Consider the following 14,511-nt stretch of genomic DNA (forward strand, 5'->3'; position numbering starts at 1 on the left):
TGTCTGCTTATCCATGCAAGGTTTCCAGCCACTGCTCCCGCGTGATGCGGTACAGCACGTGGCGGCGCAGCGGGTGATCGACGGCGAGCTTGGGGTGATCGAAATCATCGTCAGGGGCGTGATGCATGCCAATCGCCTGCATGACTTTCTCCGACGGCAGATTGATTTGCGCGGTGAACGAGACGATTTCTTTCAGGGCCATCCGGTCAAAGCCGCAGCGCAGAGCCGTCCACGCCGCTTCACTGGCATAGCCCAGCCCCCAATGTTCCTTGGCCAGACGCCAGCCGATTTCCACCGCCGGAGTAAACGGCGCGTCGAAACCAACCACGCCGAGCCCGGTGAAACCGATAAATTCGCCGCTGTCCTTGCGCTCCAGCGCCCACAGGCCGAAACCGTGCTCGGCAAAATGCCCGCGAATCCGCCCGATCAGCGAGGCGCTTTCGAGTCGGCTCAACGCTGCCGGAAAATAACGCATGACCTGAGGATCGGCACACATCGCCGCAAATGCCGGCAAATCTTCGTCCTGCCACTGGCGCATCAACAAGCGTGCGCTTTGCAGTTCCAGTATCGGCTCCATCGTGCCCCTCCGTTTCCATGCCGCAAGTCTACATCGCTGGTAGGATCCTTCACTCTTTCCAACATTTCCTACATGAATACGCCATGCCACTGCCGCTGATCTACCACGAAGACTACAGCCCCGAGTTTCCGGCGGATCACCGCTTTCCGATGGACAAGTTTCGCTTGCTGCGCGATCACCTGGTCGACAGCGGGCTGACCCGCGATGCCGACCTGCTGCGCCCGGAGATCTGCCCCAACGACATCCTCGCCCTCGCCCATGACCGTGCGTATATCGAACGCTACATGAGCGGCGAGTTGTCCCGCGAAGACCAACGGCGTCTCGGCCTGCCGTGGAACGACGCCTTGGCGCGACGCACGGTGCGCGCGGTTGGCGGTTCGATTCTCGCAGCGGAAAAAGCCTTGGAACATGGTCTGGCTTGTCATCTGGCTGGCGGCACGCATCACGCGCATTACGATTACCCGGCAGGGTTCTGCATCTTCAATGACCTGGCGATCATCAGCCATTACCTGCTGCAAAGTGGCCGGGTGAATCGCGTGCTGATCTTCGATTGCGACGTGCATCAGGGCGACGGCACGGCACGGATTCTTCACGACACGCCGGAGGCGATTACCGTTTCCCTACACTGCGAGAAGAATTTTCCTGCACGCAAAGCGGAAAGTGACTGGGACATACCGCTGCCGAAAGGCATGGGCGATGCCGATTATTTGAAGGTGGTCGATGACACGCTCAACTATTTGCTGCCGCTGTATCAACCGGATCTGGTGCTGTACGACGCCGGTGTCGACGTGCACAAGGACGACGCCCTCGGCTATCTACAACTGACGGATGAAGGCGTCGCCGCCCGTGATGAAAGTGTGATGCGCCATTGCCTGGGCCGCGACATTCCGGTGATGGGCGTGATTGGCGGCGGCTACAGCAAGGATCGCCACGCCCTCGCCCGCCGCCACGGCATCCTCCATCACAGCGCGCAGCGGGTCTGGCAGTCACACGGTTGTCATTGAGCTGTGCTGCGTTACCCACAATCGCTGTGGAACTGCCTGTGGATAAGCTGAGTGAAAGGGCCTACAGCCCATACTGCCCAAGGCCTACAGAACACTGGTTGTTTTTTAACCACCACAACCTTGTAGGAGCAGAGCTTGCTCGCGAAAGCGGTCTCTCATTCAATATTGTCGGTGGCTGGCACACCGCTTTCGCGAGCAAGCTCAGCTCCTACAAGGGATCTGCGCTGTTAGAATGCGCGCCTTATCCCGCCATACCGCAGCGCACGCCATGACCCAGAACTCCGCCTCCTCCCCCGCTCACGTCGCCATCATCGGCGGTGGCCCTGCCGGCCTGATGGCCGCCGAAGTGCTGAGCCAGGCCGGAATCCGCGTCGATCTCTACGACGGCATGCCCTCGGTGGGCCGCAAATTCCTGCTCGCCGGCGTCGGCGGCATGAACATCACCCACTCCGAAGCTTACCCGGCATTTCTCTCGCGCTATGCCGAACGCGCACCGCAAATCGCCCCGCTGCTGCGCGGCTTCGACGCCGACGCGTTGTGCACATGGATTCATGATCTGGGTATCGAAACCTTTATCGGCAGCTCCGGCCGCGTGTTCCCCACGGACATGAAAGCCGCGCCACTACTTCGCGCCTGGCTCAAACGCCTGCGCGACAGCGGCGTGGTTATCCACACCCGCCATCGCTGGCTCGGTTGGGATGAACACGGTGCGCTGCGCATCGACAGCCCGGAAGGCGAAATCACCGTCAAACCCGATGCCACCCTGCTCGCCCTCGGCGGCGGCAGCTGGTCGCGCCTCGGTTCCGACGGTGCGTGGATGCTGGCGCTGGAGCAACGCGGTGTAGGACTTGCGCCGTTGCAGCCGAGTAATTGTGGCTTTGAGGTGCAGGCCTGGAGCGAATTGATGGTCAGCAAATTCGCCGGCGCGCCGCTGAAAAATATCGCCATTGGTTTGAACGATGACATTCCGCGCTTGGGCGAATGCGTGATCACCGCGACCGGGATTGAAGGCAGTTTGATTTATGCGCTGTCGGCGCCGATTCGTGAGGCGATCAATCAATACGGCGAGGCGGTTATCCACATCGATCTGCTGCCCGGCCGGCCTGTGGATAAATTACAAGCGGCGTTGAGCAAGCCACGCGGTTCGCGGTCGATGGCCAAGCATCTGCACAGTCAGGTCGGAATTGATGGGGTTAAAGCGGCGTTGCTGCGGGAGCTGATGGATGCGGCGACGTTCGCTGATCCGGCGTCGTTGGCGCGGGCGATCAAGGCGTTGCCGCTGACGCTGGTGAAAACGCGGCCGTTGGACGAAGCGATCAGCAGTGCCGGGGGCGTGACGTTTGAAGCGATGGATGAGCGTTTGATGCTCAAGGCGTTGCCGGGGGTTTTCTGCGCGGGGGAGATGCTCGATTGGGAAGCGCCAACGGGTGGGTATTTGCTGACCGGGTGTTTTGCCAGCGGGCGAGCGGCGGGGTTGGGGATACTGCAATGGCTCAAACACCCCCTACCTCTGTAGGAGCTGACGAGTGAAACGAGGCTGCGATCTTTTGATCTTCAAAAGCAAGATCAAAAGATCGCAGCGTGCCACAGCTCCTACAGGAGTTACGGTTTACGCTTACGCGGCCCAGTGTTAAACACCGGCACCTTGCGCACAGGCTTGACCGAAGGCTCCGGCGCCTGCGTCTCGCCGCTGTCCACCCATTTGCCCAAATTACGCTTGCCACCACCACCGGAAGCTTTCGGCTTCTTCGGTTTTTTCGGCTTCTTGATCACCTGACCGCTGGCATCGGTGTCCGGCACACGGTGTTCAGGCTCAAAATCCGGCTCGTTCTGACGCTTCAAGGTCTGGCGCGTGAGCATTTCAATCGCCGACAACATGTTCACTTCATCCGCGCACACCAGCGAGATCGCCTCACCGGTCGCACCTGCACGGCCAGTCCGGCCAATACGGTGGATGTAATCCTCAGCCACGATTGGTAGATCGAAGTTGATCACCAACGGCAGATCTTCAATATCCAGACCACGGGCAGCTACGTCGGTCGCGACCAGAATCTGCACTTCACTAAGCTTGAACCGATCCAGTGCACGCTGACGGGTCGCCTGCGGCTTGTCGCCGTGGATACCGTCGGCGTTCACACCGAGGCCCTGAAGTTTCTCCACCAGCGCATCGACACCGTTACGGGTCTTGGCGAACACCAGCACCTGCTTCCACTTGTTCTTGCGCATCAGGTGCACGAACAGTTCGGCCTTGCGCTTCTTGTCGACCGTAACGATCCACTGCTTGACGGTGTTGGCGGCGACATTGCGCGGGCTGACTTCAACGGTCAGCGGATCGTCGAGCATCTGCCCGGCGAGCAGGCGGATGTCGTCGGAGAAGGTCGCGGAAAACAGCAGCGTCTGACGCTTCTTCGGCAGTGCGCGGTAAATGTTCGACAGTTCTTCAGAGAAACCGAGGTCGAGCATGCGATCGGCTTCGTCGAGCACCAGGGTTTGCAGCTGATTGAATTTCAGCGCCTTCTGGCGGAACAGGTCGAGCAGACGGCCCGGCGTCGCCACCAGCAGGTCAACACCGCCGCGCAGCTTCATCATTTGCGGGTTGATGCTGACGCCGCCGTACACCGCGTAGGTGCGCAGCGGCAGGTTTTCGGCGTACTGGCGCACGGCTTCGTGAACCTGCTCGGCCAGTTCGCGGGTCGGCACCAGAATCAGTGCGCGCACCGAGTTGGCGGCGACTTTCGGCCCTTCCATGGCCAGCAACTGCAGCAGTGGCAAGGCGAAACCGGCGGTTTTGCCGGTGCCGGTCTGGGCCGCTGCCATCAGGTCACGACCGGCCAGCACGGCCGGAATGGCTTGCGCCTGAACCGGCGTCGGGGTCTGGTAGCCGAGCTTCTCGAGGGAGCGCAGCAAGGGTTCGATCAGGCCAAGGGTGGCGAAAGTCATGGAAGTACCGTAGGAAAAAATAACGCAGGCATGCAATGCCGCGCAGTTTACCCTAATTCGTACGCGTTTCTGTGGGAACGGCTGTCGGCGCCACGACTGGCGGCTGCACCGGACGACGCCACTGCGGCAGACCAATCAACACCACGGCGCTGATGATCACCAGCATCGCCAGCGCTTCTTCGATGCCGATGGTCTCGCCGACAAACACGATCCCGAGCAACACCGCCACCGCCGGGTTGACGTAGGCATAACTGGTCGCCGCCGCCGGACGCACGTGCTTGAGCAGGTACATATAAGAATTGAAGGCGATGATCGAGCCGAAGAAGATCAAGTACGCCAGCGCCAGCCAGCCTTCCATCGGCGGCACGGCTTGCAGGCGTTCACCGGTCATCGCGCTACCGATCAGCAGCACCACGCCGCCGACCAACATCTCCACCGCACTGGCCATTGCGCCCGCTGGCAACGGCAAATGTCTGCTCCACACCGAACCGAACGCCCAGGTCGCCGCCGCAAAAATCAGCAACGCCGCTCCCAGCGGACTCGATTGCAGGTTGGAGCCCATGTTGAGCATGGCGATGCCGATAATCCCCAACGCGACCCCGGCCCATTCCAGACGCGTATTGCGTGCGCCCCAGAAATAACCAAACAGCAACGTGAACAACGGCACCGTCGCCACCGCCAATGCCGCCACGCCCGAAGCCACACCGGTGTGTTCGGCCACACTCACCGCGCCGTTACCAAAACTGAGCAGCAAAACCCCGATGATCCCCGCCGCTTTCCACTGCGCCCAGGTCGGCGCCGGTGCCCCGCGCCAACGCAGGAATGCGTACATCAGCGTGCCGGCAATCACGAAGCGCACACCACCGAGCATCAACGGCGGCCAGTATTCAACGCCGATGCGGATCACCAGATAGGTCGATCCCCAGATCACGTACAGCGCAAAAAAAGCGGCGATCAGCGGTAGGGAAAAACGGCGCAGGGCAGGCATGGGCGGCTCGAAGGTCAGGGTCGGTGGATTGGTTATTCTAGAAAGGCTGGCAGGCAAAATTAAGTTACAAAACCTGTTTATCGCGCCGGTACACTTTTGAGAAATCAGCACTGAACCAATGTGGGAATCAGCCCTGCCGGCGATGGCGGTGAGTCAGTTGATCGTTCCCACGCTCCGCGTGGTAACGCAGCCCGGGACGCTCCGCGTCCCATCCAAAGCCGAACGCGGAGCGTCCGTTGAGGCATTCCCACGCAGAGCGTGGGAATGATCAGGTGGTCGGGATTAGCGGTAGCGCTGCAGGTGTTCGCTGACTTTCGCGGCGGGGACTTTCTGTAGTTTGCACAGCAGGTCGTGCGATAGCTCGCGCACGCCATGCTTGCCGCGCAGTTCTTCAGCCAGATGCGCCATCAGGTTGGCCGCCATCTCGGCATCGGCCATGGCCCGGTGAGCCTGGCCGGTGTGCGGCAGGCGCGCGAAGGTCGTGAGGGTGCCGAGTTTGTGGTTCGGCGCCGCCGGCATCAGCCGCCGAGCGAGCAGCAACGAGCAGGCAAAATTCTGCAACCGCGTGCGCTTGATCCGGCCCAGCTCAAAGTCCCAGAACTTCTGGTCGAACGAGGCGTTGTGCGCGAGCAGCGGCGTGCAGCCGACAAACTCGTTGACCTCGTTCATCACCTGTTCGGCCGACGGCGCGGTGCGCAGCATGGCGTTGCTGATGCCGGTCAGTTGTTCGATGAACGCCGGGACGCGTACGCCGGCGTTCATCAGGCTCTGGTAACGCTCGACGATGCGGCCGTTTTCCAGCATGACCACGGCGATTTCCGTGGCGCGACAGCTGCTGTTCGGCGAGAGGCCGGTGGTTTCAAAGTCGATGACTGCAATGCGTTCCAAACCGGGTTCAACTCCGTTCAAATCAATTCTTGAGCAACAGTGCGCCTTCGATCGGCACGTAACGGCTGGCGGCGCGGATCAGCGAATTGGCGGTCAGGCCGGGCACACCATAGGCGACCGCTTGCACGCCGTGTTTGCTGATGATGCGTTCGAGCAGCATATCGAAATCACCGTCACCCGAGGCCAGGACGATTTCGTCGACATGGTCGGCGGCGTCCATGATGTCGAGGGTGATGCCGACGTCCCAATCGCCTTTGGCCGAGCCGTCGCTGCGCTGGATGTAAGGCTTGAGCTTCACGGTGAAGCCGAGGTTGCGCAGGATCTGCTGGAACTGCTGCTGCTTGCTGTCGCCACGGTCGATCGCGTAGGCGTAGGCCTCGACGATCTGCCCGTCCTTGCTGATATCGGCCCACAGCGCGGCATAGTTGAAATGGCAACCATAGGCCTGACGCACGGTGTAGTAGAGGTTCTGCACGTCGGCGAACACTGCGATTTTTTTCACCGGAGTTCCTGTGAGCGCGCGAGCGCACGAAGCGGGATCAGGCGCATGGCCCGAAAAAGGCGCTCAGTATGCCAGTAAAAAACACTGTGGCGAGGGAGCTTGCTCCCGCTGGGGCGCGTAGCGGCCCTTTCTTTTAAAAGAAGGCCTGCTGCGCAGTCCAGCGGGAGCAAGCTCCCTCGCCACAGGGGTTGTGTTGCTTGATGATTGACCGTTGGTCAGACGAAGGAGTCATCGTCATCGAAGAACGATGAGCTGTCGTCGTTGCTGTAATCGGTGTCGGTGAATCCGCCCTGATCGTTGCCGGCCATGCGCTGATCATCGCCCCAGCCACTGTTGCTCTGGTCGGCCACCTGCGCCGGCTCTTCCTTGATCACTTCAACGATTTCTTCCGGTTGCTGGTTGTGGTGGAACAGGCTGCTGATGCCCTGCGCCAGCATCACGCCACCCGCCACACCGGCGGCGGTTTTCATGGCGCCGCCGAGGAAGCTGCTGCCGGCCGCCGGGGCCGCTTGTTGCGCGTAGTTTGGTGGTGGTGCACCGACATTCTGTTGTGGCGCGGGCGCCGCATAATTCTGCTGCGGTGCCGGTTCGCGCCAGCCGCCAGTCGACGATGGGGCTGCACTCTGGGTCGGCGCCGGACGCGGGCTGCCACCAAAGATGCTCGACAGAAAACCACCGCCACCGCTCGAAGCAGGCGCAGCACTCTGCGCCTTGGCCGATTGCAATTCAGCCTGCAAGCGCTGGACTTGCTGGGTCAGTTGCTTGTTCTGCTCATCAAGGCTCTTCAGCGCAGCCTCTTGCACCAGAATCGCCTGGGTCATGAAATAACCTGCCGCCGGTTGGCGTGTCAGGTGTTCCTTGATCCGCGTTTCAGCCTGGGCGTCGCGCGGGGCTGCCTCCGTTTCGGCCTGTTGCAGCCGGGAAAACAGTCCATCGATCAGGGTTTGCTCTTCGCTGTTCATGGCGACCTCGTAGATTGCCGGGGATAACGTTGCCCTCGTCCACGACGGACAAGGTGCTCTCCTGTAATGGAGACAGTGACAGGATGTTTCAACGACCTTTACCGAATGTTTACGTTTGTGTCGCCCCGCGCCGCATCGGTTAATGTGAGCCACTGTTTTCGACCTGCGATACCGACTGATGAATGCCTTCGAAGTGCTGCGCGACTCCCTGTATTTCTTCAAACGCCATTTGGCCAGCATCGTGCAGCTGTGCCTGCCGTTGGTGATCTTCGAAGCGCTGCTGCAACAAGTGGTCGATCACAACACCGACCCGGACAGTTTTTCCTCGGTCAGCGTGGTCGTCGGCCTGCTGGTTTATCCGTTGTACACCGCAGCCCTGATTTTGTTTCTCGACGCGCGCACCCGTGGCGAGTCGCCGCGCACCCTTGATCTGCTGGCGATGTCGGCGCGCCTGTGGCCGCGTTTCGCCCTGCTCACGGCACTCAACACCTTGCTGATCCTGCTCGGCCTGTCGCTGTATTTCCTGCCGGGCCTGATGTTGATGGTGATGCTCGCGTTCGGCGAGTACCTGCTGGTGCTGCGCGGCCTCGGCCCGTTGCAGGCGATGAAAGAAAGCCTGCGCCTGACCCGTGGGCACTTCTGGCGGATTCTGTTGTGCATTCTCTGTGTGATGACGCCGCTGTGGCTGCTCAAAGGCGCGACACTGGCGGTGTATCCAGAGCCGCAGAACCCGGCGATCGCCGTGCTGATCGACAGCGCTCACAGCTTCCTGCAACTGTTCACCAGTGTGGTCTTGTTCCGGCTTTTCATGCTGATCAGCGAATCGCCTGACAAAAGTGACAGAGCGCTCTGACACGGCAGCCCTTGGGCTTCGCGCCTGCCGTCAGGTATGCTCGGGGCCACTTTCTGTAACGCTATAAGCCGAGCCATGACCCGCCTACTGCGCTACACCGTTGCGCTTGCCCTGCTCGCCCTCGTCCTGATCGGCGGGCTGATCTACAGCCTGACCTGGCGCCCCGACGCCCGCGAAACCTTGCCGGTCAGTTGCACCGGAACGCCGCCGACGCTGGTGCCGGGCCAAGCCTTGAAGGTCATGACCTGGAACGTGCAATACCTGGCCGGCAAGCGTTACGTGTTCTGGAATGATCTGGCGCAAGGCAATGATGAAGCGCCGACCACGGAAGACATGGCCTTCAGCCTCGACGAAGTGGCGCGGGTGATCCGCGACGAGCAACCCGATGTGGTGCTGTTGCAGGAACTCGATGACGGCGCCAAGGCCAGCGACTACCAGAACCAGCTCAAGCTGTTGCAGGAGCGCGTCTCCGATCTGTACCCGTGCAGCGCCCATGCCTTTGACTGGAAGGCCGATTTCGTCCCCGATCCGCACATCTTTGGCAGCGTTGGCCGGCAACTGGCGACCCTGAGCCGCTACCGCATCGAACACGCCGAACGCCTGCAACTGCCGGTGGCCCCGGCCAATTTCATCAGCCGTCAGTTTCAGCCGAAAGATGCCTTGCTCGCGACCAAACTGCCGCTCAGCGATGGCGGGCAACTGACGGTGTTCAATACCCATCTGGAACGCGCCAGCCAACCGGACGACACCTTGCAGGCGCAGGTGACAGCGATGACCAAGGTGCTCGACAAGTACGAAAGTCAGGGTTTGCCGTGGGTCATCGGCGGCGACTTCAATCTGTTGCCACTCGGACAATATCGGCGCCTGCCCGCCGAGCAACGCACGCCCTACTCCGCCGACAGCGAACTGCACCTGCTGTGGGACAAGTACCCGATGATCCCGAATAACAACGAAGCCAGCGGCATCGACCGCGCGCAGTGGCTGACCCACTACCCCAACGACCCTGGCCTCAGAGGCCCGGATCGCACGGTCGATTACCTGTTCTACAGCCCGAAAATCAAACGGGTGGAAGCGACGGTGCGGCAGGACGATACGTTGCGCATCTCCGATCACCTGCCGGTGATTGCGCGCTTCCTGCTCCCCGCCACTCCATGATCACCACAACCCTTGTAGGAGCAGAGCTTGCTCGCGAAGACGGAGGATCAGCCAATAAATGCGCTGCAGACACGCCGCTTTCGCGAGCAAGCTCAGCTCCTACAAGAACGGCGGGGTCAGTGCACTTCTTCGAGGTCGTCATGCAGCAACCCGAAGATCTGCCGTTTCATGTCGATAAACGAGCGCTCCATCACCATGTCCAGTGAACGCGGGCGTTCGATCGGCACGTCGAGAATCTGTTTGATCCGCCCCGGTTTCGCGCCCATCACATAGACCCGGTCGCCGAGCAGAATTGCTTCGTCGATGTCATGGGTGACGAACAACACAGTCTTCTTAGTGTTGCCCCAGACCCGCAGCAACAACTGCTGCATCTGCAAGCGCGTCTGGCTGTCCAGCGCACCAAACGGTTCGTCCATCAACAGAATCTGCGGATCATTGGCCAGTGCACGGGCAATCGCCACGCGCTGCATCATCCCGCCTGACAGCTGTTTGGCGTAGTTGTCGGCGAACCCGGCGAGGCCGACTTCGTTGACGTAGTAATCAACAATCTCCTTGCGCCGCGCCGCCGGCATGCCGCGACGTTTCAACCCGAACTCGACGTTCTGCCGCACCGTCAGCCACGGGAACAGCGTGTAACTCTGAAAGACCATGCCGCGATCCGCGCCCGGCCCCTGCACTTGCTGGCCGCCAACATAGATTTCGCCGGAGGTCGGTTCGGCCAGGCCTGCGGTCAAATACAGCAGGCTAGATTTACCGCAACCCGATGGCCCGACCAGCACCGAAAACTGCTGATCCGGCACTTCAAACGAGACCTCTTCCAGCGCGGTAAATGTGCCGCCGTCGGGCTTCTTGTAACGCAGGCTGACCTTGTCCACCTGCAAACGCGGCGCGGCTTGCGCAGGGGTGGCAACGGGTTCGATAAAACGATGATTGGCAGCAGTCACTGAGCCCATGCGGCAACCCTCAGTCGGAGAAAACGGAACAGTTGATCGGTGACCAGACCGAGCAGGCCGATGATCGCGATGGCGAGGAAAATCACGTCCACCTGAAAACCGCGCATGGCTTTCAGGCTCAGGTAACCCAAACCGCTGGACGCGGCGACCAGTTCAGCCACCACCAGATACGTCCAGGCCCAACCCATGGTCACGCGCAAAGTGTCGAGCACGCCCGGCACCGAGGCCGGCGCGATCACATGCAACACCGCATCGCGTCGGCTGGAGCCCAAGGTGTAGGACGCGTTGATCAGATCCTTGGAAATGCCCTTCGACACATCAGCGATCATCACCAGTTGCTGAAAGAACACGCCGAAAATAATCACCGAAACCCGCTGCTCCAGACCGATGCCGATCCACAAAATAAACAGCGGCACGAACGAGGTCACCGGCAGGTAACGAATGAAGTTCACCAGCGGCTCAAGGAATGCCTGGACGATGCGGAAGCTGCCCATCAGCAACCCCAACGGCACCGCCACCAGCGACGAGACGATGAAGCCGACCATCACCACTTCGACACTGGCCCATACGTGTGTGCCGAGCGTGCCGTCGCGGCTCAGGCGTACGGCGGCTTCAACCACCGCGCCCGGTGTCGGCAAAAACATTCCCGGCACGATGCCGCCATAGGAAAGTCCGGCCCACAGACCGACCAACAACACCCAGGCCAGAGCGCTAGCGCTCCACACCACTTGCACCGGCAATGCGGTTTTCGGCGTGAGGCTGCGGCTCAGCCACGATTTGCGCTTGAACATTGCAGGCCTCCTAGAGCGGGGTAACGAAACGGTTGTCGACCAGATCGTCGTTGCTGACGTTGTAAGGTTTGCCCTGCAATTCGCTGGCGGTTTCGTTGGCCAGTTTGATCAGCGGCGCGCTGTCGCCCGGTTTGCCCGGTGAACCCAGCAGCTTCTCGCTCATCGCTTGATCGTAGAAGCGCACACCCTGCGCAGCGGCGGCCAGTTCCTTCGGATCGGAGAGGTAACCGCCGACGCCTTTGGCCATGATTTTGTACGCGTCTTCCGGATGATCCTTGGTGTACTGCACGGCTTTGTACAAACCGGCGACCAGCGCTTTGACGTCTTCCGGTTGCTTCTCGATCACGCTGCAATTGAGCGCGACCACATCGACGATCACCCCGGGGGTGCTGCTGCTGTCGATCAACACTTTGCCTTGCTGCTTGTCGCGCACCATCGACAGGTGCGGTTCCCAGGTCACGGCGGCGGGCACGCGACCGGCAATGAACGCGGTGGCGGCATCGTCAGCGGTCATGTTCTGCACGGTGATGTCGCTCATGCTCATGCCGTTCTTTTTCAGCAGGTACGAGAGCCAGAATTGCGAGGTCGAACCTTCGTTGACCGCCACGGATTTGCCCTTGAGTTCTTGCAGGCTCTTCACGTCTTTGCCGACCAGCACGCCGTCGCCGCCATGGCTGTCATCCAGCGCCGCGACCGCTTTGAAGCAGAACTGCGGACGGTACTTGAGCACTTCATCGATGGTCGACGCCGAGCCGGACAATTGCCCGGACGCCTGCGCGGCCATGTACATCGACGCCTCTTCGACCACCGGCAATTCGACGGTCAACCCGTTTTCCTTGAAGTAGCCCAGATCCTGAGCCAGATAAAGCGTGCCGTAACCGACCCACGTGGTGTGGCCGATGGACAGGGTGCCGGCCTGGGCGCTGGTCGCGACCGTGGCGGCAAGAGCAGTGATTGCCAGAGGGTGAGTGAGACGGAGACACAAGGACTTGATCATGGAGCACTCCCGACGCTGTTGATTTAGTTTTGTCATGGGCAGTACGGTCGCCGGCCGTTGTGCAGTTGCTGCCGTTGGTCTCTCGCGGACGCTTGGGCGGACAACATTCGGCTGGCGGGCAAGATCGATGGTGGCCCATGTGCGCGGTGAGGAAAATCAGGAAATTGTTGGCTGCAAATGATGAAAAAACTGGGTAGTGCGCACTGTGAAAGAGCAGTGCGAACCAGAGTGGTGCAAGCGTCTGAAATGCAAAAGATCGCAGCCTTCGGCAGCTCCTACAGGGGTAGGTGTGAACACCACTAAACCTGTAGGAGCTGCCGAAGGCTGCGATCTTTTCTCAAGGCAGCAACAATCAGCGCAACTGAAACCAGGTGGTTTTCAGTTGGGTGTACTTATCGAAGGAATGCAGCGACAAATCACGACCGAACCCCGACTGTTTACCGCCGCCAAACGGCACCGTGACATCCAGCGCATCAACGGTATTCACCGACACCGTACCCGCGCGCAACTGCCGCGCCACGCGATGTGCGCGGTTGAGGTCATCCGTCCACAACGAAGCAGCCAATCCGTAAACACTGTCATTGGCCAAGCGCAGCGCCTCTTCCTCAGTGTTAAACGGCACCACCGCCAACACCGGGCCAAACACCTCTTCACGAAACAGCGGCATATCCGCCGTCACACCGGTAAAAATCGTCGGCTCAATAAAATTGTCCGACCCATTAATTCGCCGCTGCTGCCCGCCACAAATCCGCGTCGCCCCCGACTCCTCGGCACTGCGAATAAAACCCATGATGCTCGCCGTTTGCTTGCTATCGACAATCGCCCCCGCGCTGCTCTGCGGATCCAGCGGATCACCCGGCAACCAGCGTTCAGCCTGCGCTTTCAGCCGTTCAACAAACTCATCATGAATCGAACGCTCCACCAGCAGCCGCGAGTTGGCCGAGCAGACTTCGCCCTGATTGAAGAAGATCCCGAACGCCGCTTTCTCCGCCGCCAGATCGAGATCCTGACAATCGGCGAACACCAGATTGGCGCTCTTGCCGCCGCACTCCAGCCACACCTGCTTGAGGTTCGACTGCGCGGAATATTCCATGAAATACTTGCCGACCTGGGTCGAGCCGGTGAACACCAGACAATCGACATCCGCGTGCAAACCCAACGCCTTGCCCGTCTGTTCGCCAAGACCCGGCAACACGTTGAGCACCCCCGCCGGCAATCCTGCTTCCAGCGCCAGCTCGGCCAAGCGCAACGCCGAAAACGGCGACTGCTCGGCCGGTTTTAAAATCACAGAATTGCCCGCTGCCAATGCTGGGGCGAGTTTCCACGCGGCCATGTCCAACGGGAAATTCCACGGCACCACCGCCGCAACCACCCCGAGCGCTTCGCGAGTAATCGTCGCCAGCACATTCGGCGCACTGGGCGCGACTTGATCGTAAAGTTTGTCGATGGCTTCGGCGTACCAACGGAACACGCCAGCAGCGCCCGGCACATCGATGTTGTAGGCGTCCATCACCGGTTTGCCCATGTTCAGCGAATCGAGCAAGGCCAGTTCTTCGCGATGGGTCATCAGCAGATCAGCCAGACGCAACAGCACTTGTTTGCGCTCGGCGGGCGGGCGTTGCGACCAGGAGCCCGACTCAAACACTTGCCGTGCATTGCGCACCGCCGCGTCGACATCTTCCTCGCCACAAGCAGCGACATTCGCCAGGCATTGCCCGGTCGCCGGATTGATCGCAGCAAAGGTCTGCCCCGACTGCGCGGCGCAATGTTGGCCGTCGATCACGGCTTGATCGGGAAATTTCAACGCAACGGCACGGCGCTGCCACTCTGCAAGCTCGAACACGACGGATGCTCCTGAGACGTTATTGTGAATCGATGGTCGCTCAGGCCCGCGCGGGCTA

14 protein-coding genes are annotated in these 14,511 nt (G+C 60.7%); 4 read left to right on the forward strand and 10 right to left on the reverse strand.

Annotated elements, in window-relative coordinates; genetic code table 11:
- Positions 1–7 precede the first annotated feature (7 nt).
- A complete protein-coding gene (locus tag GVL50_RS13830; RefSeq protein WP_053124084.1) occupies positions 8–577 on the reverse strand; it encodes a GNAT family N-acetyltransferase in 570 nt (189 codons plus the stop codon).
- Between the two features lie 83 nt (positions 578–660).
- Here GVL50_RS13830 and GVL50_RS13835 point away from each other — a divergent pair, with 83 nt between their 5' ends.
- Both GVL50_RS13835 and GVL50_RS13840 read left to right on the forward strand, forming a co-directional pair.
- Positions 661–1,581 carry a histone deacetylase gene (locus GVL50_RS13835; RefSeq protein ID WP_159813639.1) on the forward strand — a complete coding sequence of 307 codons (921 nt, stop codon included), beginning with the start codon at positions 661–663 and terminating at the stop codon, positions 1,579–1,581.
- Positions 1,582–1,849: 268 nt separating this feature from the next.
- A complete protein-coding gene (locus GVL50_RS13840; protein ID WP_159813641.1) occupies positions 1,850–3,097 on the forward strand; it encodes a TIGR03862 family flavoprotein in 1,248 nt (415 codons plus the stop codon).
- A gap of 86 nt (positions 3,098–3,183) precedes the next feature.
- Here the strand turns inward: GVL50_RS13840 and GVL50_RS13845 are convergent, their stop codons facing one another.
- The 5 genes from GVL50_RS13845 to GVL50_RS13865 all read right to left on the reverse strand — a co-directional run bounded on the left by GVL50_RS13845 (position 3,184) and on the right by GVL50_RS13865 (position 7,861).
- Positions 3,184–4,521, reverse strand: coding sequence for a DEAD/DEAH box helicase (locus GVL50_RS13845; protein WP_007909704.1), 1,338 nt, complete (start codon positions 4,519–4,521; stop codon positions 3,184–3,186).
- 52 nt (positions 4,522–4,573) lie between these two features.
- On the reverse strand, positions 4,574–5,509 hold the full coding sequence (gene yedA / locus GVL50_RS13850; RefSeq protein WP_159813643.1) for a drug/metabolite exporter YedA: 936 nt from the start codon (positions 5,507–5,509) through the stop codon (positions 4,574–4,576).
- A gap of 282 nt (positions 5,510–5,791) precedes the next feature.
- Positions 5,792–6,397 (reverse strand): PolC-type DNA polymerase III, encoded by a 606-nt coding sequence (locus GVL50_RS13855; protein ID WP_159813645.1) that lies wholly within the window; start codon positions 6,395–6,397, stop codon positions 5,792–5,794.
- 22 nt (positions 6,398–6,419) lie between these two features.
- A complete protein-coding gene (locus tag GVL50_RS13860) occupies positions 6,420–6,899 on the reverse strand; it encodes an NYN domain-containing protein (protein WP_007949802.1) in 480 nt (159 codons plus the stop codon).
- 215 nt (positions 6,900–7,114) lie between these two features.
- The gene (locus GVL50_RS13865) at positions 7,115–7,861 is read right to left on the reverse strand and encodes a DUF2076 domain-containing protein (protein ID WP_159813647.1); all 747 of its coding nucleotides are present in this window, start codon (positions 7,859–7,861) and stop codon (positions 7,115–7,117) included.
- Positions 7,862–8,039: 178 nt separating this feature from the next.
- Here GVL50_RS13865 and GVL50_RS13870 point away from each other — a divergent pair, with 178 nt between their 5' ends.
- Together GVL50_RS13870 and GVL50_RS13875 are read left to right on the forward strand one after the other, a co-directional pair.
- Positions 8,040–8,714, forward strand: coding sequence for a YciC family protein (locus GVL50_RS13870; protein WP_159813649.1), 675 nt, complete (start codon positions 8,040–8,042; stop codon positions 8,712–8,714).
- Between the two features lie 75 nt (positions 8,715–8,789).
- Entirely contained in the window at positions 8,790–9,869 is a 1,080-nt protein-coding gene (locus GVL50_RS13875; protein WP_159813651.1) for an endonuclease/exonuclease/phosphatase family protein, read from the forward strand.
- 116 nt (positions 9,870–9,985) lie between these two features.
- Here GVL50_RS13875 and GVL50_RS13880 read toward each other — a convergent pair whose 3' ends face one another.
- The 4 genes from GVL50_RS13880 to GVL50_RS13895 all read right to left on the reverse strand — a co-directional run bounded on the left by GVL50_RS13880 (position 9,986) and on the right by GVL50_RS13895 (position 14,453).
- Positions 9,986–10,822 (reverse strand): ABC transporter ATP-binding protein, encoded by an 837-nt coding sequence (locus tag GVL50_RS13880; RefSeq protein WP_159813653.1) that lies wholly within the window; start codon positions 10,820–10,822, stop codon positions 9,986–9,988.
- Positions 10,810–11,613 (reverse strand): ABC transporter permease, encoded by an 804-nt coding sequence (locus GVL50_RS13885; protein ID WP_159813655.1) that lies wholly within the window; start codon positions 11,611–11,613, stop codon positions 10,810–10,812. Before GVL50_RS13885 ends, GVL50_RS13880 begins: the two co-directional genes overlap by 13 nt.
- 10 nt (positions 11,614–11,623) lie before the next feature.
- Entirely contained in the window at positions 11,624–12,610 is a 987-nt protein-coding gene (locus GVL50_RS13890; protein ID WP_159813657.1) for an ABC transporter substrate-binding protein, read from the reverse strand.
- Positions 12,611–12,962: 352 nt separating this feature from the next.
- Positions 12,963–14,453, reverse strand: a complete 1,491-nt coding sequence (locus tag GVL50_RS13895; protein ID WP_159813659.1) for an aldehyde dehydrogenase — start codon at positions 14,451–14,453, stop codon at positions 12,963–12,965.
- Positions 14,454–14,511 lie beyond the last annotated feature (58 nt).

Source organism: Pseudomonas sp. 18058, from assembly GCF_902706155.1.
Taxonomy (GTDB): domain Bacteria; phylum Pseudomonadota; class Gammaproteobacteria; order Pseudomonadales; family Pseudomonadaceae; genus Aquipseudomonas; species Aquipseudomonas rustica.

Excerpts from the sequence above, each read along its gene's own strand:
- GVL50_RS13890 (WP_159813657.1), bottom strand. The coding sequence starts at position 12,610 with ATGATCAAGTCCTTGTGTCTCCGTCTCACTCACCCTCTGGCAATCACT.
- GVL50_RS13875 (WP_159813651.1), top strand. The coding sequence starts at position 8,790 with ATGACCCGCCTACTGCGCTACACCGTTGCGCTTGCCCTGCTCGCCCTC.
- GVL50_RS13830 (WP_053124084.1), bottom strand. The coding sequence starts at position 577 with ATGGAGCCGATACTGGAACTGCAAAGCGCACGCTTGTTGATGCGCCAG.
- GVL50_RS13845 (WP_007909704.1), bottom strand. The coding sequence starts at position 4,521 with ATGACTTTCGCCACCCTTGGCCTGATCGAACCCTTGCTGCGCTCCCTC.
- yedA (WP_159813643.1), bottom strand. The coding sequence starts at position 5,509 with ATGCCTGCCCTGCGCCGTTTTTCCCTACCGCTGATCGCCGCTTTTTTT.
- GVL50_RS13870 (WP_159813649.1), top strand. The coding sequence starts at position 8,040 with ATGAATGCCTTCGAAGTGCTGCGCGACTCCCTGTATTTCTTCAAACGC.
- GVL50_RS13835 (WP_159813639.1), top strand. The coding sequence starts at position 661 with ATGCCACTGCCGCTGATCTACCACGAAGACTACAGCCCCGAGTTTCCG.
- GVL50_RS13840 (WP_159813641.1), top strand. The coding sequence starts at position 1,850 with ATGACCCAGAACTCCGCCTCCTCCCCCGCTCACGTCGCCATCATCGGC.
- GVL50_RS13885 (WP_159813655.1), bottom strand. The coding sequence starts at position 11,613 with ATGTTCAAGCGCAAATCGTGGCTGAGCCGCAGCCTCACGCCGAAAACC.
- GVL50_RS13880 (WP_159813653.1), bottom strand. The coding sequence starts at position 10,822 with ATGGGCTCAGTGACTGCTGCCAATCATCGTTTTATCGAACCCGTTGCC.
- GVL50_RS13865 (WP_159813647.1), bottom strand. The coding sequence starts at position 7,861 with ATGAACAGCGAAGAGCAAACCCTGATCGATGGACTGTTTTCCCGGCTG.